This window comes from Akkermansia biwaensis (assembly GCF_026072915.1).
In the GTDB taxonomy this organism is placed as follows: domain Bacteria; phylum Verrucomicrobiota; class Verrucomicrobiia; order Verrucomicrobiales; family Akkermansiaceae; genus Akkermansia; species Akkermansia biwaensis.
In genome coordinates this window covers 2,964,628-2,990,242 of sequence record NZ_AP025943.1, presented here as the reverse complement: position 1 = coordinate 2,990,242, position 25,615 = coordinate 2,964,628, and the positions used below count along the sequence as shown (strand labels likewise).

21 protein-coding genes are annotated in these 25,615 nt (G+C 59.0%); 10 read left to right on the top strand and 11 right to left on the bottom strand.

Annotated elements, in window-relative coordinates; genetic code table 11:
- Positions 1–19: 19 nt before the first annotated feature.
- The gene (locus OQH67_RS12295; RefSeq protein WP_215436593.1) at positions 20–1,042 is read left to right on the top strand and encodes a lipoprotein N-acyltransferase Lnb domain-containing protein; all 1,023 of its coding nucleotides are present in this window, start codon (positions 20–22) and stop codon (positions 1,040–1,042) included.
- Here the strand turns inward: OQH67_RS12295 and OQH67_RS12290 are convergent.
- Complete coding sequence (locus OQH67_RS12290) at positions 1,032–1,625, bottom strand: M15 family metallopeptidase domain-containing protein (RefSeq protein ID WP_215436590.1); 594 nt, start codon at positions 1,623–1,625, stop codon at positions 1,032–1,034. The genes OQH67_RS12295 and OQH67_RS12290 overlap by 11 nt on opposite strands.
- A gap of 415 nt (positions 1,626–2,040) precedes the next feature.
- On the opposite strand from OQH67_RS12290, the gene OQH67_RS12285 reads away from it, so the two are divergent.
- On the top strand, positions 2,041–3,504 hold the full coding sequence (locus OQH67_RS12285; protein ID WP_215436587.1) for a tryptophanase: 1,464 nt from the start codon (positions 2,041–2,043) through the stop codon (positions 3,502–3,504).
- 251 nt (positions 3,505–3,755) lie between these two features.
- Here the strand turns inward: OQH67_RS12285 and OQH67_RS12280 are convergent, their stop codons facing one another.
- From OQH67_RS12280 to OQH67_RS12270, 3 genes are all read right to left on the bottom strand, one after another.
- A complete protein-coding gene (locus tag OQH67_RS12280; protein ID WP_412249760.1) occupies positions 3,756–4,349 on the bottom strand; it encodes a uracil-DNA glycosylase family protein in 594 nt (197 codons plus the stop codon).
- A gap of 18 nt (positions 4,350–4,367) precedes the next feature.
- Positions 4,368–5,417 carry a serine/threonine protein kinase gene (locus tag OQH67_RS12275; protein WP_067573146.1) on the bottom strand — a complete coding sequence of 350 codons (1,050 nt, stop codon included), beginning with the start codon at positions 5,415–5,417 and terminating at the stop codon, positions 4,368–4,370.
- A 78-nt stretch (positions 5,418–5,495) separates the two neighbouring features.
- Complete coding sequence (locus OQH67_RS12270) at positions 5,496–6,443, bottom strand: hypothetical protein (RefSeq protein ID WP_215436581.1); 948 nt, start codon at positions 6,441–6,443, stop codon at positions 5,496–5,498.
- A 151-nt stretch (positions 6,444–6,594) separates the two neighbouring features.
- Between OQH67_RS12270 and OQH67_RS12265 the strand changes: the two genes are divergently transcribed.
- Entirely contained in the window at positions 6,595–7,470 is an 876-nt protein-coding gene (locus OQH67_RS12265; RefSeq protein ID WP_215458928.1) for an ABC transporter permease, read from the top strand.
- A gap of 2 nt (positions 7,471–7,472) precedes the next feature.
- Positions 7,473–8,279, top strand: coding sequence for a pyrroline-5-carboxylate reductase (proC, locus tag OQH67_RS12260; protein WP_067573152.1), 807 nt, complete (start codon positions 7,473–7,475; stop codon positions 8,277–8,279).
- Between the two features lie 94 nt (positions 8,280–8,373).
- On the opposite strand, the gene OQH67_RS12255 is transcribed toward proC, so the two are convergent.
- From OQH67_RS12255 to OQH67_RS12230, 6 genes are read right to left on the bottom strand one after another with little or no spacing between them, the layout of a single operon-like run.
- Entirely contained in the window at positions 8,374–9,801 is a 1,428-nt protein-coding gene (locus OQH67_RS12255) for a hypothetical protein (RefSeq protein WP_215436575.1), read from the bottom strand.
- 14 nt (positions 9,802–9,815) lie between these two features.
- Positions 9,816–11,258: a hypothetical protein gene (locus OQH67_RS12250; RefSeq protein WP_215436572.1), complete on the bottom strand. Its 1,443-nt coding sequence runs from the start codon at positions 11,256–11,258 to the stop codon at positions 9,816–9,818.
- The gene (locus OQH67_RS12245) at positions 11,248–12,243 is read right to left on the bottom strand and encodes a prenyltransferase/squalene oxidase repeat-containing protein (RefSeq protein ID WP_215436569.1); all 996 of its coding nucleotides are present in this window, start codon (positions 12,241–12,243) and stop codon (positions 11,248–11,250) included. The genes OQH67_RS12250 and OQH67_RS12245 overlap by 11 nt, the downstream gene beginning before the upstream one ends.
- A gap of 19 nt (positions 12,244–12,262) precedes the next feature.
- Positions 12,263–12,496, bottom strand: coding sequence for a hypothetical protein (locus OQH67_RS12240; RefSeq protein ID WP_215436566.1), 234 nt, complete (start codon positions 12,494–12,496; stop codon positions 12,263–12,265).
- A 6-nt stretch (positions 12,497–12,502) separates the two neighbouring features.
- Entirely contained in the window at positions 12,503–13,213 is a 711-nt protein-coding gene (locus tag OQH67_RS12235) for a hypothetical protein (protein WP_215436563.1), read from the bottom strand.
- A complete protein-coding gene (locus OQH67_RS12230; RefSeq protein WP_215436560.1) occupies positions 13,210–15,822 on the bottom strand; it encodes an MFS transporter in 2,613 nt (870 codons plus the stop codon). Before OQH67_RS12230 ends, OQH67_RS12235 begins: the two co-directional genes overlap by 4 nt.
- A 202-nt stretch (positions 15,823–16,024) precedes the next feature.
- On the opposite strand from OQH67_RS12230, the gene OQH67_RS12225 reads away from it, so the two are divergent.
- The 3 genes from OQH67_RS12225 (at position 16,025) to OQH67_RS12215 (ending at position 21,242) form a co-directional block, all read left to right on the top strand.
- Positions 16,025–18,079, top strand: coding sequence for a methylmalonyl-CoA mutase family protein (locus tag OQH67_RS12225; RefSeq protein ID WP_215436557.1), 2,055 nt, complete (start codon positions 16,025–16,027; stop codon positions 18,077–18,079).
- 22 nt (positions 18,080–18,101) lie between these two features.
- Entirely contained in the window at positions 18,102–20,246 is a 2,145-nt protein-coding gene (scpA, locus tag OQH67_RS12220) for a methylmalonyl-CoA mutase (RefSeq protein WP_067573165.1), read from the top strand.
- A gap of 270 nt (positions 20,247–20,516) precedes the next feature.
- Positions 20,517–21,242: a hypothetical protein gene (locus OQH67_RS12215; protein WP_215436554.1), complete on the top strand. Its 726-nt coding sequence runs from the start codon at positions 20,517–20,519 to the stop codon at positions 21,240–21,242.
- Between the two features lie 248 nt (positions 21,243–21,490).
- Here OQH67_RS12215 and OQH67_RS12210 read toward each other — a convergent pair whose 3' ends face one another.
- Positions 21,491–21,640 carry a hypothetical protein gene (locus OQH67_RS12210; RefSeq protein WP_215436552.1) on the bottom strand — a complete coding sequence of 50 codons (150 nt, stop codon included), beginning with the start codon at positions 21,638–21,640 and terminating at the stop codon, positions 21,491–21,493.
- 127 nt (positions 21,641–21,767) lie between these two features.
- Here OQH67_RS12210 and OQH67_RS12205 point away from each other — a divergent pair, with 127 nt between their 5' ends.
- From OQH67_RS12205 to OQH67_RS12195, 3 genes are all read left to right on the top strand, one after another.
- Positions 21,768–22,661 carry a class I SAM-dependent methyltransferase gene (locus tag OQH67_RS12205; protein ID WP_215436548.1) on the top strand — a complete coding sequence of 298 codons (894 nt, stop codon included), beginning with the start codon at positions 21,768–21,770 and terminating at the stop codon, positions 22,659–22,661.
- 94 nt (positions 22,662–22,755) lie between these two features.
- Positions 22,756–23,844 carry a tetratricopeptide repeat protein gene (locus tag OQH67_RS12200; RefSeq protein WP_215436545.1) on the top strand — a complete coding sequence of 363 codons (1,089 nt, stop codon included), beginning with the start codon at positions 22,756–22,758 and terminating at the stop codon, positions 23,842–23,844.
- Positions 23,845–23,867: 23 nt separating this feature from the next.
- Positions 23,868–25,406 carry a glucose-6-phosphate isomerase gene (locus tag OQH67_RS12195; protein WP_218957825.1) on the top strand — a complete coding sequence of 513 codons (1,539 nt, stop codon included), beginning with the start codon at positions 23,868–23,870 and terminating at the stop codon, positions 25,404–25,406.
- The last annotated feature ends 209 nt before the right edge of the window (positions 25,407–25,615 follow it).

Genomic DNA, 25,615 nt, shown 5'->3' with positions numbered 1-25,615 from the left:
CTTTTCCTTGCTTCCTCCCATGAACCTGTCCTCCCTGCGCCGTGCCGGACTGGCAGCCGCCCGCATCCTGATGTATGCGGCATGGTTCGGCGTGGCTTTCTGGGCGGCGGGCGTGGTATTTTACAACGTATGGGGCGGCGTCGTGCTGGTGTGGCTGTACGCGGCTGGAATGGCCTGCGCCTTTGCCTTCCGGAAACGGTACCCGGCTGCCTGGTGGTTCTCCTGGGGAATTCTGCTCCTTCTTCTGGTATATTACCTGTGCATCCCGGCCACGAACGACAAGGAATGGCAACCCTCCTGGAGCCGCCTTCCTTCCGTGGAAATCAATGGAAATGAAGTGGTCGTGACAAATGTGCGCAGCTTCATCTACCGCACGGAGCAGGACTTTGATGCGCGCTATGTCACGCGCCGTTTCGACCTGGACAAACTCTCCACGCTGGACTTTGCCGTCAGCCACTGGGACGGGATGGAATTTGTGGCGCACACCATGCTCTCCTTCGGCTTTGAGGACGGGAAGCACCTGGCCCTTTCCGCAGAAACGCGCCTGCCTGAGGGAGTGGAGCAGGGAACCGTGCCGGGGCTCTACAAGCAATTCAATATCATCTACATCCTGGCGGACGAGGAAGACCTCTTCGCCCTGCGCACTACCTACAGGAAGGAAGACATGTACCTGTACCGGATCAACATCGGCAGGGACGACCTGAAAAAGGCCTTTCTGGGCTTTGTGGAAAAAATCAACGGCTTCCACTCCCGGCCGCGGTACTACAACACCGTAACGGCCAACTGCACGACGGAACTGGTGGATACCTTCAAGGACTACCTGGGCGTGCGCCGCTGGCAATGGACTCCCCTTTTCAACGGCATGTGCGACCAGGATGCCTATGACCGCGGAGAACTCCTCCACCTCCCCGGCGAAAGCTTTCAGGAACTCAAAAAACGCTCCTTTCTGGGCCATGGCCGGGAAGGGGAGGGCTGGGACCGGCTCCGCCGCCGCTGGGAGGAAGGATGGAATGCGGATCAAGCCGCTGCGGTCAGAGAGTAGCGAACTGGAAGTGCATCCAGTCGTAATCGCGCGCGCGGCCCAGGGAAACGGCGCCTTCCGCCTCCACGATCTCCCAGAATGCGGCATAATCGGGCCGGGAAAAAACGGCGTGGGGAGAATGGACGTTCAGGCCGTTCCTGTCCGGGTCCATGTCTACGGCAATGCCCCAGGCGTGCATGGACGTGGCCTTGCCGCCGATGATCGCGCGGTCGTTGAAGCAGCCGCCGTACAGGTCCAGGCCCATTTCCCTGATCTTCTCCATGCCGTAATGGTCCAACGCCGCCTGGAAAATGCGGGTGAGGGGTTCCGCAACCATCTTGTGGCAGCGCATGGTGGAAACGGTTCTCTCCGGTTCCCAGGCAATGCGCATCACATAGGGCAGCCTGATATTCGTCAGGGACCTTTCGTCTCCCGCACGGCCGAACATGGAATTCCCTGAACGCACCTCCGCCTGGCTGGGCCACGTATGGGCCGGAGGCTGGATATCCAGCTTCTTCATGAGGGCCTGCGCCGTCTTGGGGCCTGGAATTCCGTCCGCGTCAACACCTACGTTCTGTTGAATCAATCTCCATAATTCTTTCATAGGTTTTAAAAATAGGTATCGTTCCTGTCTGGAACCAGAGATTTCCCTCCGCCGGCATTGCTGCCTGTTCCAAGGCGTTGTCCACCGTGGCCATGGATAGAATTATTTGTGAAGAATGTTTTCAAATGTTTAATTGTTAAGATTTTATACTGTTTTTATCGATATTGCGGCGTGAAATAATCCGGGACGACGGTAAATTCACTTTCCGGAGCTGTGAAAGAATTCTTCCAACTATTGAATCCATCCCCCCTATTCCCCTTATCCTCCCTATATCCCCTATATTCCCTCCGGAACAGCATCATTTTCCGCAGTTCCCCACACCATTTCCTCCAGCCCTTCAAAGCCTGCCGGACTCCACCCTTTCCAGTCGAATTTGATTTGCACGGAAGAGAAATTTTGCTAAAGTTTATGCTTCATGAATTCAGAAACATCCAACTCTGTCAAATTTTACAATGGAGAGCAGATTCCTCTGGAATTGCACAAGGTCCGCGTAGTCCAGAAGCTGCACCTCGTTCCCGTGGAGCGCCGCCTGGAAGCCGCACGGGAAGCGGGTTTCAACACCTTCCAGCTCAGCACGAATGACGTTTATCTGGACATGCTGACGGATTCCGGCGTCAACGCAATGAGCGACAACCAGATCGCCGCCATGTTCCGTGCGGACGACGCCTATGCCGGCTCCCAGAGCTTTGACCGCTTGAAAAAGGCTGTGGAAGACGTATTCGGCAAAAAATACCTTCTGCCCGCCCACCAGGGGCGCGCCTGCGAAAACATCATTTCCCGCACCTTCGTGAAGCCCGGCGACGTGGTTCCCATGAATTACCACTTCACGACCACCCACGCCCATATCGACCTGAACGGCGGCAAAATCGAGGAACTGGTGGCTGATGACGCCGTAAACCCGGTCAGCTCCAATCCGTTCAAGGGCAACCTGGATCCGGACAAGCTGCGCGACTGCATCGCGCGGCACGGCGCGGACAAGATTCCCTTCGTGCGCATGGAAGCTTCCACCAACCTGATTGGCGGCCAGCCCTTCTCCATTGCCAACATGCGGGAAATCCGCAAAATTTGCGACGAACACGGCATCATGATGGTGCTGGACGCCTCCCTGATCGGTGAAAACGCGTACTTCATCAAGATGCGCGAGGAAGAATTCAAGGACAGTTCCTGCGCGGAAATCCTGAAAACGATGTGCAGTCTGGCGGAACTGGTGTACTTCTCCGCCCGCAAGGTTTCCTCGTCCCGCGGCGGCGGCATCTGCACGAACGATCCCGCCATCGCCAAAAAAATGGAACACCTCGTTCCCCTGTTTGAAGGCTTCCTGACTTACGGCGGCATCTCCGTGCGTGAAATTGAAGCCATGGCCGTGGGCCTGTATGAAACCACGGACCTGACGGTGATCTCCCAGAGTCCCTCCTTCATTGAATACTTCATCGGCCAGATGGTGGACATGGGCATTCCCTGCGTCACGCCTGCCGGCGGCTTGGGGGCCCACATTGACGCGGGCAGCTTCCTTTCCCATATTCCGCAGGAGGATTATCCCGCGGGAGCCCTGGCGGCGGCCTTCTTCATCGCCTCCGGCGTACGCGGCATGGAGCGCGGCACCCTTTCCAGCGTCCGGGACGAGAACGGCAACGACGTTCTGGCGGACGTGGAACTTCTCCGCCTGGCCTTCCCGCGCCGCGTCTTCACGCTGTCCCAGGTCAAGTACACGGCGGACCGGATGAAATGGCTCTACGACAACCGGGAGTTGATCGGCGGCCTGGAATTCGTGGAAGAACCCCCCGTCCTGCGCTTCTTCATGGGCAGGCTCCGCGCCAAGAGCGACTGGCCTGAAAAACTGGCCGCCAAATTCCGCCAGGACTTCGGAGACAGCCTGTAAACACAGTTACTTGATAAGTACTTCGGAAGCCGGACCTTTGCGCCATGATGGCCGGGGTCCGGCTTTCTTTGTTGTGGCTGCGCCAGGGATGCGCGTTCCCGTCCGACATGATAGAGGAAAAGTCGTGCCCGAAGAGAAAAGGCGCCGGAAAAAGGAGGGTAAACCGTGAAAAACGGAATTCCGGCAGGAAAGGCTCCTTCCGGCAGAAAGGACAATCCTTGAAAAGCCGTTCCCTTCTCGGTTGCCGGACCCTAGCTGCGGATGATTTCAAGCATGGTGCGGATGTCTTCTGCGGCCATGTCCGCTTTTGATTTCTCAATCAGAATGTTGCGGCCCGTCATGATGTAGGAGGGGAAAATCCGGATATTTTCCGCGTAAAGCGGCGTTTTCCGCAATTTGTATGTGGAAACGGCGGGCAGGGCATTCCGCCCGGTTTTCTTTTTCCAGATCAGGTTGAAGGCCTTTCTGGCCACGTCCCCCATCAGCATGACGGCTTTCAGGCGGGGAAACAGGTCCAGTTCATGTTCCAGCAGAGGCAGGGACAGGACGATGTCCTCTGCCGGCACGTTCGTGTCTTTTTTGGGCGTTTTCACCGCATTGGTGATGTAAACGCCTGCGTCCGTCACGTCGCGGATGGATTGCGCCGGCAGTCCGGCCCTCTGGAACAGGGGAAGAGCCGTGGTCAGGTAAAAAGGCGGATCGTTCGCTCCGTAAAAATCGTCTTCGGGATGTTCCGGAACCACTTCGTTAATCATGACGGCCCGGATAAGGGAGGGGTCAAGCGTGGCCGCAGGCAGGTGCATGCCCGGTCCGGCAAGGGGGGCCAGCTCTTCCGTCAGATTGATCATGAAGGGAAATGCCGGTTAAAAATTGACCAGTCCCTGTTTCCAGCAGACCCAGAGAGCCGCCCCCGCAATGAGGAGGATGATCAGGAAGGCGGTTCCGGCGGATGACTTTTTCCGTGCCTTGGGAAGGGTTTTTCTGGCCACTCCCCCCGCTTTCAGGGTTCCCGCCGCGCCCATGGCGTTGATGTAGTCATGCCATGCCTTGGCGGAATGGAAGCGGTTGCGTTCGTCGGGAGAAAGCGCCTTGTCTATCCCGGAGAGGAAATTCATCGGGTACGTCTGGCGGAGAATCGCGTAGCTGGTCACCTTGGGGTTGCGGTCCACCACGGAACGCTGGTCGGCGGGCTGGGGAACCTGGCCCGTGAGTAGTTCGTAAAAGGTGGCTCCCAGTTCGTATATGTCGCACCAGGGGCCGATTTCACTCCTGCGCCCCGGGTAGAATTCCGGAGGAGTGTAGCCGGGAGTGATCTGGACCAGGCCCTGGTGCTGGAGGGTTTTGGTGCGCACCGCTCCGAAGTCGATCAGCTTGGGAGTGCCGTCCGGCTGGATGAAGATGTTGCCCGGCTTGATGTCGCAGTGGTACACGCCCATGGAATGCAGGTAGTGCAGGATGTCCAGAATCCGGAAAAGAAGGTCCATGGCTTGGGCGGGGTCCATGGATTGCCCGGAAGCGTGCATGGAAGTCATGAGGTCGAACAGGGTCTGCCCCTGGATGTTTTCCATGACGTAGTAGCAGGTGCCGTTGGCGTCGAATATGTCAAACACCTGCACGATGCCCGGATGGCTGAGCTGGGACAGGACGGACGCTTCCTGCTGGGAGTTGGCGATGCTCTGGGCGAAGCTGGTGGCCGTCTGTTCGTCCCGCGGATGGACGCAACCGGTATTCAGGTCCCGGTAGGCGTAGGCGTCCGGCATGCATTCCTTGATGACCACATAGCGGGAATTCGGATTGTCCAGCGCCAGGTAGGTGATGCCGAAGCCGCCAGCGTTCAGCACGTTCAGGATCGTGTATTTGTCTTGCAGGACGGTATTGTCTGCAAGCGGATAAACCAGGGTTTCTTGTTCCATGAGGGGGGTAATGGGGGGTGGGGTTGGGAAAGTCTTTAATTCAATAAGGTCCCTCTGTCAAGAATCTCTCAGTTTTGTTCAGTAGCAGGAGACTCTGAACTCGTACTCTTCCACGCTCCCGCGCTCCAGGCAGGCGGCCAGCCAGTCGAACAGGGCGCCGAATTCCCCGCCCAGCGTCTCCCCCGTGTCCGCTTCCAGGGCTTTCACGCGGCCTGCGGCCAGGCGGATGGGGGTGAGCTCCGCCAGCAGGGCGGCGCATTCCTCGTCCCCGGCCTTGAAAATTTCTTCCGCGCCCGGCAGCTCGCACAGGCGTTCCTCCGCAATTTCCAGGCAGATTACGCCCACGCCGAACTCGGCGGCCAGCCCGCGCAGTTCCGCGCATTCGGAATCGTCCGGCAGTTCGCCGACGATGACGAGTTCCCCGCACTGGGCCCACCGGGACGTGGCCAGGGTACGGAAAAAATCCTTCCTGGCCTCTTCTCCCCCCGGCATGCAGGCGACGCAGACACCCCGGATGCCCATCATGGGCGCGCCGATCATGCGGCGGCGTTCCAGGGCGCTCCTGTCAAACACCAGGGCGTTTCCTTCCCACTCCCCTTCCGGCCATTCCACGACGGCCAGGTCCGGTTTTGTCCAGGAGGAGCCCGTTTCACTGGTGCTGAAAACGAAGACTCCGCGCCCCGTGGTATCGTATTGCCGCACGGCCAGCGCCAGGGCCCTGGCGCGGCAATTCAGCGCGTCGGATTCTTCTTCCCCCAGGAACAGGGGCAGAAGCCCTCTGGCGGCGGACTTGCCGCCGCGGTCCCGCTGGCGCCTGTAATAGCCCTGGCCGCGCTCCACCTTGGCGATTTCCGAATCAGGCTCGGAGGCCATGAAGGAAAAATGGTAGCGCAGGGAAGCGTCGGAATACTCCTCCCCCAGCCTCAGCCGTACCAGGCGTATGAGTTCGGTTCCCTTGATGGCCTGGGCCGGATCGGACGGCAAAAGCTCCGGCAGCAATTCTTCCAGTTGGGATCGTAAACTCATATGCGCCCCATGAGACCACGCGCCGGCGTTTTCTTCAAGAAGGAAGGAGTTCATGCACATGAAATAAAAAGCTCTTTTATTTAAAGAGGAATCCGGCAAAATGGTCCGCATGGCATGGATTACCTCCGGTTATATACCTTCGCCCGGGCGCATGGCCGTAATCGCCGGTACCACCTTCACGCAGCTGGTCCGCATGAAGGTGTTTCTTTTCCTTGGGTTGTTTGCCCTGGCTCTGCTGGCTCTGAGTTCCTTCCGGCTGAGCGAGGTGCTGGGGCCGGAAACGGGGGGAATCAATGAACTGGTGCTGCTGAAAAACTCCGCGTACGGAGCCATGCGGGTGTTCGGCCTGTTCTTCTGCGTGGCCGCCACGGCGCTGATCATTCCCAAGGATGCGGAGGACCGCATCCTGTACACCATCCTGTGCAAGCCCGTGCCGCGCATCGACTACCTGATGGGGAAGGTGCTGGGGGTGCTGGCCCTGACGCTGATAGCCATGCTGCTGATGGATGCGGTCATGACGCTGGTGCTCTGGCTCCGCACGGATACGGTTGTGGCCGAACAGATGGCCGCCCTGAAAGGCCGTTATACCGTAGAGGAAATGCAGCCTTACCTGGACAGGATACGCCTGCAGGGCGCTACCTGGAACGTCCAGGTGGGGCTGGGCGTGATGATGTGCGAATTCGTGGTTCTTTCCTCCCTGACCCTGCTGATGTCCTGCATCACCAACGGCACCATCATCAGCGCGCTGCTGACGTTCATGGTGTATCTGGCGGGCCTGTTCCAGACGCAGGCGCTCTCCATGTGGATGGGCTCCGGAACGAGCGGCCTGTCCTGGTGGGAGGTAACGGGCGGCAAGCTCTTCTCCCTCATTTTTCCGAACTTCCAGATTTATTCCGTGACGGATTCCGCCCTGAACGGTCAGGTGATCCCCCTTTCCCTCTTCGGCAGCCTGGCGCTGATCACGCTGGGCTACTTCGTCTTTCATATGACGCTGGCCGCATGGCTTTTTAGAAAAAAGGAATTTTAACGATGAAAACAGGCATTATCGGACTTGGCAAAATGGGAGGAGCCCTGCTGCGGGGCATGCTCAAATCCGGAGCCGTGGCTCCGCAGGACGTATGGGTGTACGATCATCATAAGGAGAATATGGCGGCACTCCAGGCGGAACATCCCGGCGTGCATGAGGCGGAATCTGAAGAGGCGGCTGCGGATGCCGTGGAAGCCCTGGTCTTGGCCGTCAAGCCTCATGCCGTTCTTCCCCTGATTTCCGCTCTTTCCGAGGGCGACAGGGAACTGCCCCTCCTGATTTCCATAGCCGCCGCCGTCACCCTGGACGAAATGGAGGAGCGCGCCTGCGACGGAACGCGCATCGTGCGCGCCATGCCCAATACCCCGTGCATGGTGCTCTCCGGCGTCATTGCCTACAGTCCGGGAACAGCCGTCACGGACGAGGACGAAGAAGCGGCGCGGCGCCTGCTGTCCGGCTGCGGCTCCGTCTTCAAGGTGGAGGAATCCCGGATGAACGCCGTTTCCGCCATTTCCGGCTGCGGCCCCGCCTACATGTTCACGGCTCTGGACGCTCTCTCCGACGCCGGAGTGGCCATGGGTCTTCCCAGAAAAACGGCCCTGGAACTGGCCGCCGGCACCATGCTCGGCTCCGCCCTGATGCTGGAACAGACGGGGGAACATCCCATGGCCCTCCGCGATGCCGTCACGTCCCCCGGCGGCACCACGATTGCCGCCCTGAATGCGCTGGATGAATGCGGTTTCCGCAATGCCTGGATTCAGGCCGTGAAAAGCGCCGTGCGCCGTGCGGAGGAAATGGAAGGAAATTAGGCCCTCCGGGACTGCTCCGTAACGTTTTTTTCGCTCCGGAGTAGTAGGGAAGGATGCGCCATGCAGCCTTTTTTCAAAAAAGGCTACCTTCCCCCTACCTGCCCAGGAACGGATTTTCCCGCTGTTTTTTAAGTTCCGGACTCTGGAGATTGAACAGGACTTTCCGCAGGGACTGGATGGGGATGCTGACTTTGCCGAGTGCGGAGGAATGCCCCTCCAGGCGGCCGTCCCGGACGGCATCCAGCCGGATGGAAACGATGCTCTGGTCGGCCAGGAAAACGCGCACGTCGGAATTGTCCTGCGCCGCCTTTTTCTCCTCCTCTTTCTTCTGGTTCAGGGAACGCACCTTGGATGTGGGCACGATGACGTCGTAATGATTGGATTTGACACGGATTCTGCCGTCTTCCTGAAGGGAAATGCTGCCGCGGAGAACGTCACCGTTCACCAGCATCACCTTGTCCGTGGAGGATTCCCTGTCGTATTTGCCGACAATGTCCTGTTCCTCCGGAGGATAGGGAAGGGCGCCGTTCCACTCCAGCACGTTCATATTGTTCAGGGCCATGTTCTGGGAATCGTAGCCGCGGATGCCAAGAATGTTGCCGGGCTTGAAATCGTGAGGTTTGGCATCTTTTCCGTCTTCTTCCTCTTCGTCGGCTTCCTCGTTTTCAAAGATGTTCTGCAATTCCTTGCCTTCCTCCCACCGGGCGATCTGCTTCCCGTTGAGGTACAGGTAGTAATTCCCCTTTTCCCGGTCCGCGTAAAACTGCACGTCGGAACGCTTGACCCCCTTGTCGGAGTACCAGTTCCTTTCCGTCTGCCTTTTGACTCTTCCTATGGTCTTGTGATGGCCGGAGCTGACCTTGTTCAGTTCCGCCTTTTCCAGGGAAACGGTCATTTCCACCTTGTTTTGGGAATTGTCGTCGTTCCACAGGAAGACATGGACTCGGAAAGAATTGGTGTGGTAAACGGAGAACTGGACATGCAGCCGGGGCGGCATGTCGAATTTGGTTTGCAGTTCCGTATTGTTGGAGCCGCGCATGATCCAGGAGCCGTTGCGGCATTCCGGCAGCATGCTGTTGCCTGCGGATGTCCATCCCTGGAGGGATTCCGTGGCATTGCGCAGGTAGGCTTTCTGTTTGTCGAAGCCGATGTACCGCACGTGGTTTCTGTTGACGGGAAGCAGGCCGCCCCAGGAGGTTTCCAACTGAAGGGATTCCGCATCCAGGGATTTCAGCGTGCCGTATAACTCGTCGCCGTTTTCCAGCCTGATGATGGAAAACTGTTCCGGAATAGCCAGGGGCACGGAAGAGGTGATCTGGTCCAGTTCCTCCACCTTGAGGTCCACCGGGCGGGAAAGGATTCTGGACTGCACTTTCAGGTATTGGTCCTGCAGGGCGTCTATCTTCCCGGGCAGGCTTTCTCCGGATTTGAGCGTGATGACGCCTTCCGCGCGCGCGGCGGGGAAGTGGGCTGCGGCCAGAAGGGTGCAGGCGGACAGGAACAACAGGGGGGCTTGTTTCATGGTCGGGCTCATCGTCAGGGAGTGGAGCGGGAGGGTTGGGCGGAATTCAGGAACTCCACGCGGGTAATATTCTTCAACGGCAGGGAGACCTGGCCCAGCAGGGAATGCTGGAGAACGACCTTTCCGGAGTCCATGCTCCGGATGTCGCCGTGCAGGCGGGAACCGTCTTTCATCTGGATGCTGTGGCGGGCTTCATCCCGGACGGCGTCCTGTTTTTCCGGTTCCGCAAAAAAGACCGTGTCCAGGTATCTGGCCGGAATGGAAAGCTCTCTTGGAACGCCGGGATATTCCTTGTCCGTGGAGAGGTTCAGCATCTTGTCCCTGTCATTGTAGCTGTTGATGGAGCCGGGAATGGCGTCCTCCTCCTTCGTCACGACCAGGTCCGTCCCCTGGGTGTCGTTCTTGGTCAGGGCCTTAGCGCTCAGGGAAATGGCGGAAAGCTGGAGCTTCGTGATGGTCAGGGAGATGTGCCCTTCCATCTGGAGGCCGAAGGCGTCCCCTTCCAGCTGCTGTTCGGGAGGGGAAGGATCCTTGATCAGCTTGGGCGGCATGTCCCCTACCAGCAATTCGTAAACCTGTTCATTGTTCTCGTGCCGGGAGGAAGTCAGCTGGATGTCTATCCCCGCCGTCATTTTCGGGGCCGGGATGTCCACTTCCCCCAGCAGGAGGATGCCGGACTTCTGTTCCCTGAGCAGCGTGCATTTGCCGGGCGCAATGCTGAGCATGAGCCTGTTGAGGCTGCTGCCGGCGTTGGATCTGAACGTAACGTTTTCCTTGCCGCCGAAGCAGAAGACAATGCCGGCGCGGTCGCTGCTGCCGTCCATCGTCAGGGCAATCCGGAAGGTGAAGGAGGAAGGGTCCAGCCCGATGCTCTTGTACAGGGGCACCCAGGTGGGATAATTGCCGTTGGACAGCTTGTACTGGTACTTCTCTCCGTCCAGCTTCGGATTCATGGCATTCATCAGTTTTCTGCCGGACTGGATGCGGTAGTCGTTCTCATTGTCTCCGGAATAAAGCCAGCTGTTGTCAAATACCAGGGGTTCCTGCCAGAATCCCTTCTGCTGGAGCGTTCCCAGGCGGAAGCCGGCCACCTGGCTGCGGGGGATGGAACGGGAAGTGCCGAACATGTCCCGGTACTGCACCTTGTCGGACGAGATGGAAGTAATGTTGCACGGAATAATGTCCCGGTGGCCGGTGGAGATGAAAATCTTGTCCCTGGCCCGCAGGTCGGGAGGAGCGGTATCCGTGAAATAGACGGCTCTTATTTCCGACGGAAGAATGGAGACGTTCTGGCGCACGGACGGATGCCTGATGACCAGCCCCTGTTTTCCGAAAGAGACGATTTCTCCGCGGAGGCGGTAATTGTCTTCCATCACTACGTCAACGGTAGGGGCCGCCCACGCGTGCAGCAGGCAGGCGGGAGCCAGAAGGAGTGCAAGACGGATCCTATTTTTCATAAATGGGCAGGAATCTGTAGTTGAGAGCGAGGGAGAGAAGGGCGGCGGACGTGGAATAGGCCGCGGAATAGTCGGACAGCCAGGAACCGTTGGGTGCCTGGGAAGCGCCCAGATACCGCATGTTCTTATAATTCCATTCCTTCCAAGTGTCCAGATCCGCATGGAAAAGAGCCTGGGACATGTAGTACTCGAAGTAGAACGGATAGGAGGAATCCCGATAATTGAGGTTCTTTTTCAGGAAGGCCAGGGAGGTTTTGAAGGACGGGTCCGACTTCTGGCGCGCCAGGGACAAGGTCAGGGAGCCGATGGCCGTGAGGGTGACGCGGGGACCGGAAGGTCCGGTATATCCGTAGCCTCCCTTGCTGTCGCGGCAGGAGGCCATGTACTTGAGGCCGCGTTCAAAAGCCTCGTCCGGCACGGGAATGCCCGCGTTCCGTGCGGCGTACAGGGAGACGAGCTGGCAGCCCGTCACCGTGCTGTCCGCGTCCGTGGAATCCGGCGCGTAGCGCCAGCCGCCCGTCTTGTTCTTCTTCTGGGCGGTCAGCGTCAGGGCCACGGCCTTATGAAGGGCGGGGCCTATGCGGTCGTCGCGCACCATGCCGTAGGCCTCCGCCAGCGCCAGGGTGGCGAATCCGTGGTTGTACATGGAATCCCCTATGTAGCCGGAACTTTTGTTCTGCTTGGCGAGAATGTAGTTGAGGCAGCGGCGCACCATGGTGGCGTACGGCCCCGTGTTCGGATCGTCCCCGTGGGCGAGAACGGACATCAGGCAGAAGCCGATAATACCGGGTTCCTGGCCGTAGGTGCCTTCATAGGTGCCGTCCGTTTTCTGGGCGTTCTGGAGGAATCTGAGGCCCTTGACGTACATCAGTTCTACCTGCGGGGGCACCGGGGAAGAGGTGCGCAGGGAAGACTGGGCCATCCCCGGCTGCGGCATGACCGCCATTCCCAGGACAATCAACAGGAAACAAAAGGCTTTTTTCATGGAAAGGGTGTGGGTGTGCTTATTGTTCGTAAATGGGCAGGAAGCGGTAATTCAGGGCAATCGAAAGGAGTGCCAGAGAGGTGGCATAGGAACTTCCCCTGTCGCTCAGCCAGGAACCGTTGGGCGTCTGGGATGCGTGGAGGTAGTGTATGTTTTTATGGTTCCACGCTTCCCAGAGGGACTGGTCTGCATGAAACAGGGCCTGGGACATGTAATATTCGAAGTAGAAGGGATAGGCGGAATGCGTGTTCATCTTTTACTACTTCTGGAGGGTTCTGTTGTAGGCGTCCAGCGCCTTGCGGAATTCGGAGGGCATGTCATCTGCGGACATCCCGGTGGATTTGGGGACGGAGCGGCTTTCCGCCGCCGTGTCGGGGCTGGAAACCCCTTTTTCCTGGGAGGAAGCCATGTCCGACTTTCCGTCGGCTCCTTTTCCCGGCTTGTTGCCCCGGCCGTTCTGGCCCTCGCCCTGTCCTTGCCCTTGCCCCTCTCCTTCGCTGTCCCCCTGCTGCATGGACTGGGACTCGCTGTCCATGCCCAGGAGCTGGCGGAGCATGTTCATCAGCGCCTCGCTGCCCGGCTTCATTCCGTTTTCTCCGAATTTGGGCAGTTTGCCTCCTGCACCTCCTCCCGGCATGCTCATTCTGGCCTTGGCCGCCAGGTAGATCAATTCAATGACGTCCGACTGGGCGGCGAGCGTCGGGCCTCCCGTGTTGTAATTCTCCAGGAGGTCCACGGCGTCGTTCATGGCGTGGCGGCATTTCTTCAGGAGGTCGATCACTTCCTCATTCGTTTCTCCCATAATGAGGTCGGACGTGTCCGCCTGGAGCTCGTCCTGCTGGACGGCCAGCTTTTCCGCCGTTTCCTTGTGCTTGGCGGTATAGATCGTCTGTCCCTCCGGGGTTGCCGAACAGGGTAGGGAAAGGGCCGAAAAGGCCAGGAAGATGACTGGCAGGCGGGTGATATTCATGGGGTTTTGGCGTTGAGTTTGCGGTGTTCCTTTTCAGCGGCGCGGGTACGCATGCGGATGTCCTGTTCCTGCTGGATCATGCGGATGATCTTCAGCATGAACTCAAAGTCGGCGTCGGAAATGGACTCCTGGTCTCCGCCCCCACCGCCTCCGCCTCCGCCGCGGCTTTTCTTGTAGTCGTCTATCAGCTTAGCCCAGTGGCGCAGGGTGGACGCGTACAGGCGGGATTCGTCAATGGACTGCGCCGTGATGGAATTCAGGATGTTTCCATGAACCAGGTCCAGCTTTTCACGGAGGGAGAAGGCGTTCATCTGATTGTACAGATCGCTGTAAATGCGTTCCTCCGTGCGGGATTTGTAGTAATTGAGGTCTTCCAGAATCCAACCGATATCCTGCGTGGAGGCATTCTGGAGGGTGGCGATGGTTTCCATTTCCCGGCGGGTGGAGGGGTCCAGCTCCTCCATGGTCATGCCCACGATGGTGTTGAGCTGGCTGGCGAGGGAACTGGCAATGGAATCCTCCTTGTAAGCCGCCTGGATGAGCCTGGCCACGAAAGTGCTGGCTTCCATGTCCTGAGCGGATTTGGAAAGCTGGTTCATGGCGTCTTTCAGGGCCTGCGTGGCGGCGGAATGGTCGCTTTCCCCGCCGCTGAGGGACTGCCGGCTTTCCTGAGGAGTGTTGTTCTCCGCCGCAGAATCCCGGAACTTTTTCTGGGCGTTCTTCATAGTGCTGTCGGGAACGGGTTTCAGCATGGAAATTCCCTTCATGAACTCCTTCATTCCGGACGGGTCGATCTGGGTATTGCGGGAAGCTTCCTTGAACAATGTTTCGGACCGGTTGATCAATTCATTCAATTCCCTCCGGTTGGCCTGTTCCTCATCCGCAAGGGCATGGAGCCTCTGCTGGGCTTCCGTATTCCTGAGGTCCTTTTCTTCCAGGGTTTTCAGGCGTTTCGCCTCGTCCGTCATGGCGTCCATGCGGCGGATCATCCCCTCCAGCTCGCTGACGATGCGTTCCAGTTCATTGCGGATCATCTGCGCATGTTCCGACTTGGAAAGGACGATGATGACCATGGGTTCCGAATACACCCTTTTGCCGCCGGGCTTGTAGTCCTGCGTAAATCCGCGGACGACCACGCGCTGGGGAGACAGCTTCAGGGCCCTGGCCTGGAACAGGAAGGTTCCCTTCAATCCGGTCCGGGTCGGATCGCCCGTTTCCAGAACTTTTTCCCCGTGCAGTCCCGGGACGGGCTTGCCGGCTTTCTCCGGATCCGCCGCTCCCCCGTCCAGATTTTCTTCCTCGTAAAAAGACTTTTCTCCCTGCCATTCCACGCCCAGTTCCCGCAGGCCGAAATCGTCCGCGGCCTCCACTTCCAGTTCAATGCTGGTGTCTTCCAGCACGTGGCGGTCGTTTTCTCCGCCCCTCAGATAAACGGAGGGTTGCTTGTCTTCAACAGGTTCCAGGCGCACTTTCACGGTCTGAGCGGCGGCCAGTCCGTCCCGGTCCGTCCATGTCAGCTCCATTTCCTGCGGATCCTTCCCCAGAAGAATGGAGGGAATGATCACCTTGCTGCCGTCCACGCGCAGGGGCTTTCCCTGGGGCGTGGCGGCGAAAGCCAGAGGCTGGGAGGCGGTAACCTCCAGCGTCAGCGTGGAGCCTTCCGGCGCGGAAATGACCCCGGCCCTCATCGGTTCCCGTCCGTCCGGGCGGTCCATGTATTCCGGATAGGCCACCGTGGCCGCGGCGGAAAGCAGGGAAGGGCGCGCCTTCGGCACGATGCGCATGCGGCGCACGACGTCCCCCGCTGAAAATTCAAGCCTGTCCGCCTGCTGGAGAGGGGGAATGAGTACCTTGTAAACGCCGTCCGCCAGAGTCGTCTGCTGGCGCACCCTGTTCCCGAAAACGTAATGGCCGGTTTCCGGGCGGGACTTGGTGGAATCCGCCAGTCTGAGTTCGTACACGTGGCTTTCCCCCAGGGGAATGACCAGGGTGTCGGGGGAGGGATCCAGCTGCGTGAAGGTGTAGCGTTCCGGAGGATTGAAGGGTTGAAGCCAGCGGTGCAGGGCGTTTTCCGCCGCTTCCGGGCTGACGATGCACAGGGCGCCCGTGCAGAGAACCAGAATGGAAAGAAGAAGGAACAGCATCCTGTGCCGCGGCCTGGGGATGTTGACCGTCAGGTCCTGTCCGGCGACTTCGCGGGCCACCTGTTCCATGGCCGCCTCCTTGAGCTTTGCTGAACTGTATTGGTGCCCGTACTTTTCGGAATCCAGTTCAATGACCCCCAGCAGGCGGTCTCCCAGAGCCGCATCCTTTTTGCCGATCAGGCGCGCCAGCTGTGCGGCCGTCCTGCGCTGCCAGACCCACCGGAAGCTCCACCACGGAATGAAAGTCAGCAATCCCGCCAAGGCGCAGATGAAAAGAATCCATCCCAGCGTGGGCGGTGTTTCCCAAACGCGGTCGGAAACGTACAGGAACACATAGGAGAGGATGACGGCCAGGCCGGCCAGGCAGATGGCTTCCAGTATTTTGACCGTTCGGAGGCGACGGCGGAATGCCTGGAGCTGCCTGACTAGTTGAACAGGGAGTTTGACGGTAGGTGAGGTCGGCATGCTTAAACCCTGTATCTACTCTTTTTATGTTGTTTTTGCAAGCTTCCCGAACGTGATAGGGCAAATTCGCCTTCATTGGGCCTGTTGTGTTTTTCACGCTGGACTTTATAATTTGATTTTCTAAGATAACTCCGCGCTTTAAATCTGGCCTGGTTTGCGCAATTAAAAACCAACATATTAGGCCTTACCCATTGACTTCGCCATGCAAAAGGGAAACAAAACAACGGATCCGGAGATTGACTTCGGAGAATTCGCACCAGCCACATACGCCGAATGGCGTGAGGCAGCCGTCGCTGCCTTGAAGGGGGCTGATTTTGATAAAAAACTTTTCACGAAGCTCGTGGAGGGAATCACGCTGCATCCCATTTACAACAAGTGGGACGAGCACTCTCCCGTCATGCCTGCCGGGCAGTTCCCGTACCGCCGCGGAACCCGCGCCCTGGGCTATGTGGAAAAGCCCTGCGAAATCGCCCAGAGCATTCCCGCCTCTACTCCGGAAGACTTCAACAGCAAAATCCTGCACGATCTGGAACGCGGCCTGACCGCCGTGAACGTCCAGCTCAACTGCAAATGCGGCCTCAAGCTGCGCAAGCAGGCGGCCTGGGACACCGCTCTCAAGGGCCTTCCGCTGGACAAGCTGCCCGTTTACATCACTCCCGGTTCCTGCGGCCTGGGCACGCTTTCCATGTTCCTGAACACGTACAAATCCGCCGGATTTGACACCGCCGGCCTCCGGGGCGGCGTTCTCTACGACCCGGTCGGCAAGGCCGTGATGAAGGGCTCCCTCTGCGGCGGCAAGGGCATTTGCGCCTATTATGACCAGATGGCCGCGATGACCAAGTGGGCCATCGCCAACGCGCCCGCCTTCCAGACCATCGGCGTCAGCGGGCTTCCCTATGCGGACTCCGGCGCCTCCGCCTTTGAAGAAGCGGGAGCCATGCTCGCTACCGCCGTGGCCTATCTGCGCGCCATGGAAGAACGCGGCATCTCCGTGGATGAAGCGGCCGCCCACATGCGCTTTACCGTATCCATCGGGGCCAACCTTTTCCTGGAAGTGGCCAAAATCCGCGCCCTGCGCGAACTCTGGGCCCTCATCGTCAAGGAATGCGGCGGCAGCGAGGAATCCGCCAAGATCAGCCTGCATGCCCGCACTTCCTTCTGGACCCTCTCCAAGGTGGACCCCTGGGTCAACCTGCTGCGCGGTTCCGCCCAGGCATTCTCCGCCATTATGGGCGGCGTGGACAGCATCGACGTACTGCCCTTCGACGCGGCCGTGCGCATGCCGGACGAATTCTCCCGCCGCATCGCCCGCAACTGCCCGCTGATTCTGCTGGGCGAATGCAACCTGGACAAGGTGGTGGACCCCGCCGGCGGTTCCTGGTACATTGAAAACCTGACGGACGAAGTCTCCCGGAAAATCTGGGACGTCTTCCAGGGAATTGAAAAGGAAGGCGGCATCATCAAGGCCCTTCAGTCCGGCTCCATCCAGAAGAGCGTGAACGCCACGGCCGCCAAGCGGTATGAAATGGCCGACCAGCGCCGCCAGTCCATTGTGGGCGTCAACCAGTACGTCAACCTGGTGGAAAAGAAGCTGGAAGTGCCGGAAGGCTCCGCCTGTTCCGCCTCCAAGGGCCACGGCTGCTGCAAGAATGCGGACGTGGAACTGCCCGACGTGAAAATGTGCGTGGATTCCGTCTGCAAGGCCGCGGAGGAAGGCTTCTCCACCTGCCTCATCAACAAGGCCCTCACGGCCGGCGCGGACTGCAAGTGCGGCGGACCGCTGGAAATTGAAGCCCTGCCGAAGCGCCGCCTGGCGGAACGCTTTGAATCCCTGCTCGCCAAGGCCGACGCCTGGGTGGAGGAAAAGGGAACGCGCCCGATGGTCTTCTTCGCCAACATGGGGCCGCTGCGCCAGCACAAGGCCCGTGCGGACTTCTCCCGCGACTTCCTGCGCGCAGGCGGTCTGGACGTGGTTTACCCGTCCGGCTTCCCGACTCCGGAAGAGGCGGCCAGGGCCGCTGCGGAAAGCGGCTGCGCCGTGTGCGTGATCTGCTCCACGGACGACACCTATCCGGAAATCGTTCCCGCCTTCTGCAAGGCGCTCAGGGAAATCAAGCCGGACATGATGGTGGCCCTCGCCGGTTATCCGGCGGACCATGTGGAAGCGTTCAAGGAAGCCGGCGTGGACATCTTCATCCACGTCAGGGCCAACTGCTACAACACCATTGAAGCCATTCAGAACAAGATCGGCCTCTAAACCATTTACCAAATTTCATCATATGAGCAATATTCCCGACTTTGCAACCGCCGCCTATCCAGAAGTCAAGGCTGGCGGCCAGTCCCCGGCCCCCCGGACGGAAACCTGGGTGACCAATGAACAAATTCCCGTGCCGCCCACCTATTCCGAGAGCGTGTACGACGACTGCCTGCACCTGGACTTTACCGCCGGTGTGGCCCCGAACCTGCGCGGACCTTACGCCACCATGTATGTGGCGCGTCCCTGGACGGTGCGCCAGTACGCCGGTTTCTCCACGGCGGAGGAATCCAACGCCTTCTACCGCCGCAACCTGGCGGCCGGGCAGAAGGGGCTTTCCATCGCCTTCGACCTGGCGACGCACCGCGGCTATGACTCCGACCACCCCCGCGTGGTGGGCGACGTAGGCAAGGCCGGCGTGGCCGTGGACTCCATCCTGGACATGGAAATCCTCTTCAAGGGCATCCCGCTGGACAAAATGTCCGTCTCCATGACCATGAACGGCGCCGTGCTGCCCGTGCTTGCCTTCTACATCGTGGCCGCCCAGGAACAGGGTTGCACGCTGGACCAGCTCTCCGGGACGATCCAGAACGACATCCTGAAGGAATACATGGTGCGCAACACGTACATTTATCCGCCGGACCCGTCCATGCGGATCATTGCGGATATCTTTGAATTCACCTCCAAGTACATGCCCAAGTTCAACTCCATTTCCATCTCCGGCTACCACATGCAGGAAGCCGGCGCCACGGCGGACCTGGAAATGGCTTACACGCTTGCGGACGGCCTGGAATACGTGCGCACCGGGATCAAGGCCGGCATTGACATCGACGCCTTCGCTCCGCGCCTCTCCTTCTTCTGGGCCCAGGGCAAGAACTACTTCATGGAAGTGGCTAAAATGCGCGCTGCCCGCGTGCTGTGGGCCAAGCTCATCAAGCAGTTCAACCCCAAGAACCCGAAGTCCCTGGCCCTGCGCACGCACTCCCAGACTTCCGGCTGGTCCCTCACGGAGCAGGACCCGTTCAACAACGTGACCCGCACCTGCATTGAAGCCCTGGCCGCCGCCTGCGGCCATACGCAGTCCCTGCACACCAACTCCCTGGATGAGGCGATAGCCCTGCCGACGGACTTCTCCGCCCGCATCGCCCGCAACACCCAGCTCCACCTGCAGGATGAAACCACCATCTGCAAGGTCATCGACCCGTGGGGCGGTTCCTACTACGTGGAATACCTCACCAACGAGCTCATCCGCAAGGGCTGGGCCCACCTTCAGGAAGTGGAAAAACTCGGCGGCATGGCCAAGGCCATTGAAACCGGGCTGCCCAAGATGCGCATTGAAGAAGCCGCTGCCCGCCGTCAGGCGGCCATTGACTCCGGTAAGGAGCCCATCATCGGCGTTAACAAGTACCGTCTGGAGCAGGAAGAAAAAATCGACATTCTGGAAGTGGACAACACCACCGTCCGGGACGCCCAGATCGCCCGCCTGCAGAAACTGCGTGCGGAACGCGACTCCGCCGCGTGCGAAGCCGCGCTGGAAGCCCTGTCCGAATGCGCCCGTACGGGAGAAGGCAACCTCCTTGACCTCGCTATCAAGGCGGCCAAGGCCCGCGCCTCCCTGGGGGAAATCTCCTCCGCCCTGGAAAAGCACTTCGGGCGGCACAAAGCTCCAATCAAACTCATTACCGGCGTGTACGCACAATCCTATGGTCAAGATCCGCTGGTGGAGGAAGTCCGCAAGATGACGGACGACTTCGCCGAACGCACGGGGCGCCGTCCCCGCATCCTCGTCGCCAAAATGGGCCAGGACGGCCACGACCGCGGCGCCAAGGTGGTCTCCTCCGCCTATGCCGACCTCGGCTTCGACGTGGACGTAGGCCCGCTCTTCCAGACGCCGGAGGAAACCGCCAAGATGGCGATTGAAAACGACGTGCACATGATCGGCATGAGCTCCCTGGCCGCGGGCCACAAGGTGCTTCTGCCCGCCCTGGTGGAAGAACTCCAGAAACAGGGGCGTCCGGACATCATGGTCTTCTGCGGCGGCGTCATTCCCGCCCAGGACTACGACTTCCTCAGAGAACACGGAGCCGTGGCCATCTTCGGCCCCGGTACGAACATCCCGGAAGCCTCCAAGGAAATCATGGAAGCCCTCAACGAACAGTACGCCGACTAAGGCCCGCTGTTCGCGGAACAAATTGAAAACCAGAGGCCGGATCATTGGATCCGGCCTCTTTTTTGGATCAAGGCGGATTTTGAATCCGGTGTCAATAAGAAAAGATGAAAAAGAAAAAGTTATGAAAATAAACGGGGGATGCGGAGCGTGAATTTTCTTCCCGGCCATAGAAGTATGTTTTTTATAAGAATATGAAAATCTAAAACTTGTACCGTATTTCGGATTCAAAATCCCTACATTGGTTTTCACCGTTTACAAGAGCAGAAAACCATGAAGAAAACATTATTTTTACTTATGGCCGGAGGGGCTTTTTCCCTGGCACAGGCTGCTTCCGTCCTGGTGGATGTGTACAGGGATGGCACGGGAAGGCCCGGCATGAATCAGTATACGTCCAACAGCTCGGCTGAATTGCAGCTTCAGGATGCTTCAGGAAACGGTACTCCCTATACACTAAAAATCGTTAAAAGTGGCGGGAACTTCTTTAACTCGAATGTCACCGCTGTGACTCCCGGAGAGGGAGACCCCGCTTATTACGCCTATTACCAGAATGAGGCTGCGATGACGGACCTGGTCAATATCCTCGGTTCTTTCGACTATGGAGCGCTGTCCACATTCATGAGCCCCGGAGCCGGTGGTTCCACGACATCTTCCATCCAACTGGGCGGATTGACGGCAGGGAACACCATAACGTTTTACATGTTCGTTTCCAGTGTGGCGACTGCTCCCGGCGCCACTACCGTCACCGGAGGAACGGGTTCCTTTGAATACGCCGCTACGGATGGAACGGGATTCTCCACGGCTCCTTCCTTTGCGAACAACAAGCTGACGCTGGTCAAATGGACGGGAACGGCAACATCGGACAGGCTTGATTTTCGCATTGGGGGACAGAAAGCCGGTGTAGCGGCCATGGCCTTTTCCGTGGTTCCCGAGCCGGCGGCGGCATCCCTGGGGGTGCTTGGCATGGCCGTTCTGATGATGCGGCGGCGCAGATCGTGATATTCCCGGACCGATGAAATTTAGGGGGGCGGAGGAAAAGATGCTGCCGCATGCCGTACTCGTGTCTGGTAATGATTCCGCGTTGCCCGATGTTGCGGAAGACGTCGAATATACCGGGAGGGGAAGAAAGGAAGCGTCGTTTTCGCAGGAATTATTCTGGAGTACCGGATAAAATATGCCGGAGGAGCTCTTCCTTCAAAAATCAACGCTTCTCCGGCTATTTGCTGTATCCGGAAGGCAACCCGCCTTCATCGGTTGGAACGGGCTTCAAAGAATTCGTCCTCCAAACGATCGATGTTTGAAAATATTTCCGGATCATGCGCCGGATCGCCTTCATGGAGTGGGTGGCTGATGACGAGATAGGAGTACGGAAATCTGCCTTCAGGCGTTGTTTCCATATTCAGGGGAAATGGATGGTGTACGGAACATGGTTTTCCCTGCCGGCAAAAGAAGATTGTTTCAGAATCCGTTTTCCCTGCTTTTGCCATTGCCCCCGGCGGTCAAATTCCGTAGTCTCTCCGTGCCGTGAGCCGCACGTATCGCCATTGCCTGGAATACAAGAAAGGACTGATTCCTCCGCGTACCGAGATTTTCCGCGTGATTGACGGGGAAGGAGAGGGCTATCCGGACGTGTTTGTGGACCGGCTGGGAGACCGCATCCTGGTTTCCACGCGTGACTGTGCCGTTCCCGTGAATTTGGGTAAGGAACTCGCTGAACTTGATGTTCCCGTATTTCACAAGCGTCTGGAACAGAATCAGAAGGAGGCTCCTGTCCAGATTGCCGGACCTATCCTTCCCCTGCAATTTGAGGCAGAGGAACAGGGCGTGCTGTTCAGGCTGGACATGTCCGCGGGTTATTCCCAGGGAATTTTTCTGGACCAGCGCGATCACCGTCGCCGGGTGCGGGAACGGAGCAGGCCGGGCATGAAAGTGCTGAATACCTTCGCCTATACGGGAGCCTTTTCCGTTTATGCCGCCCTGGGCGGCGCGCAGACGACCACGCTGGACCTGGCCCAGCCGTGCCTGGAATGGGCCAGGGAAAATTTCAGGCTGAACGGAATAGATCCCTCCGGCCAGTACTTCTGCAAGGGGGACGTGCTTCACTGGCTGGAACGGTTCGCCAGACAGGGCCGCACCTTCCACGGCATCATTCTGGACCCCCCCACTTTTTCACGGGACGACAGGGGCAGGGTGTTCCGGGTGGAATCCCATTACGGGGAACTTGTCTCCCTGGCGCGGAAATGCCTGGAGCGGGGCGGCTGGATGCTGTGCACCAGCAATTGCCGCAAGCTGAGCCATTCGGACTTCCGCAGGATGGTGGAGGCCGCCGCTCCCGGAGCCCGTCTCATTCATGATCCCATGCCTGCGGACTTTACGGGGGAGGATTATCTGAAAAGGCTGTGGGTGGACTGGAAGTGAATATTTTATGAAAAATTTTCCTCACCTGCGCTGACGCATTTTATTCTTTTGAAAACCATGTCCCTTTGATAGGAAACCGCCCATTGCTTCTTATATGAAAAAACTAGCCTGTGTCATCAGTATTCTTGCGTTCGCGTGCCCGCATCTCTTTGCCGCCCTTTATGAGAATCTGGAGACGGGAATGGATAAGGACCAGGTGCTGAAAGCGCTGAGGCAGAGCAAGCGGATTGAAGGGCCGCCTACGGACGCCCTGCTGGGGCGCACCGGGCTGAACGGCGTGTTCAAGACCAAGCAGCCCGTGGGCGGCCAGACCTTTTCCCTGAATTTTGACTACGACCCTTCCGGCGGCCTGCGCGGCGTCGTTTTCTACTCCCGCAGCAAATTCAAGGGCGCCGAGTATGAAACCAGGCTCAAATCCGCCTACAAGGCCCTGCTGGTGGGCCTGACGGAAAAATACGGGGAACCTTCCAACATGCCGGAATGGCTGCCGAAGGATTCCCTGCAGGAAGGGCGCATCCTGTACATGCACATGTGGAGGGTGGCTCCCAGCGTGTTTTTAATGTCCGGCCTGGGGAACATGGGGGCCATGGAGGGGTACTTCCCCGTATTCCGCCTTTCTGGTCCGGCGGGCATGCCTCCCAAATCCAAGAGGGACCGGGAGGAGCTGAAGAGGGAATGGGCCGCCATTCCGGAATTCCCGGATCTGAAAGAGGCGGAACTTCATATTGCGGATGCCGTCCGTTCCATGGGAACCAAAAAATATGAGGACGCTTTTGAATGCTTCCAGCAGGCGGCGGAACTGGGCAGTCCCCGCGGTTACTGGGGCATGGCGTTTCTCTATGACCTGGGCAAATACGGCGTGAAGCGGGACAAGAAAAAGGCCGATGAACTGAACCGCAAGGCCGCCGCCGCCGCCTATGCCCCGTCCGCCATGAAATACGGCGACACCTGGCCGGACGCGGCGCGGGCCGTGGGCCTGTCCCCAGCGGAGGCGAATGAACAGCTCAACCGCCGCAAGAGGGCTGCCGAAGAAGGCTATGCCTCCGAACAGTACAACATGGGCATCATGTACCAGAAAGGCTTCGGCGTACAGCAGGACGCGGCCAAGGCCAGGGAATGGTTCCAGAAGGCGGCGAACCAGGATGACGTGCAGGCGAAAAGCGTGCTTAAAAAACTTAAATAATTCTTTCTCACTCTATTACTATCATGAGCCTATACGCACAACAACTCGTTCGCTACCCGGAAATGGGTATCTCCCTTGATTTTTCCAAACTGCCGCTGGACGACGCTTTCCTGTCCTCCATGCAGGGCAGGATCGACAAGGCTTTCGCCGACATGAAGGCGCTGGAATCCGGCGCCGTCGCCAACCCGGACGAAGGCCGCATGGTGGGCCATTACTGGCTGCGCAATTCCGCCCTGGCCCCCACTCCCGAACTGAAAGCCGCCATTGACGGCCCTCTGGCGGACGTCAAGGACTTCGGACGGGACGTGCTGGACGGCAGGATCGCCCCTCCCCGCGCGGAACAATACTCCGCGGCCCTCGTCATCGGCATCGGCGGTTCCGCCCTGGGTCCGGAACTGGTGGCCGACGCCATTCCCGCCGCCGGGCTGGACATGTTCTTCCTGGACAATACGGACCCGGACGGCATGTACCGCGTGCTGGAATCCCTGCCTCTGGAAGAAACGCTGGTGGTGGTCATCTCCAAGTCCGGCGGCACTCCGGAAACACGCAACGGCATGATGGTGGCCCAGGACTTTTTCAACAAGCACGGGCTGGACTTCGCCGCCCAGGCCGTAGCCGTTACGGGCGTGGGCTCCAAACTGGACAAGACGGCGGAAGCGGAAGGCTGGCTCAAGCGCTTCCCGATGGAAGACTGGGTGGGCGGCCGCACGTCCGTCATGTCCGTAGTGGGTCTTGTTCCTGCTGTTCTGCAGGGCGTGGACGTGGACGCCCTGCTGGAAGGAGCGCGCCTGATGGATGAAAAGACCCGTCGGGAGTGCGTGAAGTGCAACGCCTCCATGAAGCTGGCCCTGGCCTGGTACAAGGCCACCGGCGGCAAAGGGGAAAAGGACATGGTGGTCCTCCCCTACAAGGACGCCCTGGTGCTTTTCTCCAAATACCTTCAGCAGCTCATCATGGAATCCCTCGGCAAAAGGCTGGACCTGGACGGCAATGAAGTCTTCCAGGGTATTTCCGTGTACGGCAACAAGGGCTCCACGGACCAGCACGCGTATGTGCAGCAGCTCCGCGACGGCGTAAACAACTTCTTCGCCACCTTCATTGAAGTGCGGGAATGCTCTGCGGACGCGGTGGAAGTGGAAGCGGGCGCCACCTGCGGGGACTTCCTCCAGGGCTTCCTGCGCGGTACGCGCCAGGCTCTTGCGGAATCCGGACGTTCCTCCATCACCATTTCCATTCCGGAAGTGAACGCCAAAACGCTCGGCATGCTGATCGCCCTCTTTGAGCGCGCCGTTTCTTTCTATGCGTCCCTGGTGAACATCAACGCCTACCACCAGCCCGGCGTGGAAGCCGGCAAAAAAGCCGCCGGAACCTTCCTGGCCCTGCTGGGGAAAGTCCGGAAAGCCATTGGTTCCGCTCCGGAAACGGCCGCGCAGGTGGCCGCCCGGCTGGATGCCGACCCGGAGGCCGTGTACCACTGCCTGGTCCACATCGCCTCCGGCGACTCCTCCGTCACATGGAAGGAAGCGGACTGTGCGGATGAAGACACCTTCTGCAAGGCGTAAAAACCGGTAAAACATATTTTTCAGCGAACTCCTGTCTTGTCGATAGGCGTTCGCTTTTTATTGGCAGGGGACAAGCCCTTGTAGGAGGGGAGGAACACTGTGGCCGCCTCCCGTACGCGGACGGTGGAAAGCCGGGCTCGGCCATTCCGTTATGTTACCGGGCAGCGGACATCATTCATGAGGAATTCCCGGCAGGCCGTCCCTGGCGG

What these genes read in the sequence shown, in the direction of transcription:
- OQH67_RS12295 (WP_215436593.1), top strand. Translation starts at nt 20, where the DNA reads ATGAACCTGTCCTCCCTGCGCCGTGCCGGACTGGCAGCCGCCCGCATC.
- OQH67_RS12290 (WP_215436590.1), bottom strand. Translation starts at nt 1,625, where the DNA reads ATGAAAGAATTATGGAGATTGATTCAACAGAACGTAGGTGTTGACGCG.
- OQH67_RS12285 (WP_215436587.1), top strand. Translation starts at nt 2,041, where the DNA reads ATGAATTCAGAAACATCCAACTCTGTCAAATTTTACAATGGAGAGCAG.
- OQH67_RS12275 (WP_067573146.1), bottom strand. Translation starts at nt 5,417, where the DNA reads ATGGAACAAGAAACCCTGGTTTATCCGCTTGCAGACAATACCGTCCTG.
- OQH67_RS12270 (WP_215436581.1), bottom strand. Translation starts at nt 6,443, where the DNA reads ATGAGTTTACGATCCCAACTGGAAGAATTGCTGCCGGAGCTTTTGCCG.
- OQH67_RS12265 (WP_215458928.1), top strand. Translation starts at nt 6,595, where the DNA reads ATGGCCGTAATCGCCGGTACCACCTTCACGCAGCTGGTCCGCATGAAG.
- proC (WP_067573152.1), top strand. Translation starts at nt 7,473, where the DNA reads ATGAAAACAGGCATTATCGGACTTGGCAAAATGGGAGGAGCCCTGCTG.
- OQH67_RS12255 (WP_215436575.1), bottom strand. Translation starts at nt 9,801, where the DNA reads ATGAAACAAGCCCCCCTGTTGTTCCTGTCCGCCTGCACCCTTCTGGCC.
- OQH67_RS12250 (WP_215436572.1), bottom strand. Translation starts at nt 11,258, where the DNA reads ATGAAAAATAGGATCCGTCTTGCACTCCTTCTGGCTCCCGCCTGCCTG.
- OQH67_RS12245 (WP_215436569.1), bottom strand. Translation starts at nt 12,243, where the DNA reads ATGAAAAAAGCCTTTTGTTTCCTGTTGATTGTCCTGGGAATGGCGGTC.
- OQH67_RS12240 (WP_215436566.1), bottom strand. Translation starts at nt 12,496, where the DNA reads ATGAACACGCATTCCGCCTATCCCTTCTACTTCGAATATTACATGTCC.
- OQH67_RS12235 (WP_215436563.1), bottom strand. Translation starts at nt 13,213, where the DNA reads ATGAATATCACCCGCCTGCCAGTCATCTTCCTGGCCTTTTCGGCCCTT.
- OQH67_RS12230 (WP_215436560.1), bottom strand. Translation starts at nt 15,822, where the DNA reads ATGCCGACCTCACCTACCGTCAAACTCCCTGTTCAACTAGTCAGGCAG.
- OQH67_RS12225 (WP_215436557.1), top strand. Translation starts at nt 16,025, where the DNA reads ATGCAAAAGGGAAACAAAACAACGGATCCGGAGATTGACTTCGGAGAA.
- scpA (WP_067573165.1), top strand. Translation starts at nt 18,102, where the DNA reads ATGAGCAATATTCCCGACTTTGCAACCGCCGCCTATCCAGAAGTCAAG.
- OQH67_RS12215 (WP_215436554.1), top strand. Translation starts at nt 20,517, where the DNA reads ATGAAGAAAACATTATTTTTACTTATGGCCGGAGGGGCTTTTTCCCTG.
- OQH67_RS12210 (WP_215436552.1), bottom strand. Translation starts at nt 21,640, where the DNA reads ATGGAAACAACGCCTGAAGGCAGATTTCCGTACTCCTATCTCGTCATC.
- OQH67_RS12200 (WP_215436545.1), top strand. Translation starts at nt 22,756, where the DNA reads ATGAAAAAACTAGCCTGTGTCATCAGTATTCTTGCGTTCGCGTGCCCG.
- OQH67_RS12195 (WP_218957825.1), top strand. Translation starts at nt 23,868, where the DNA reads ATGAGCCTATACGCACAACAACTCGTTCGCTACCCGGAAATGGGTATC.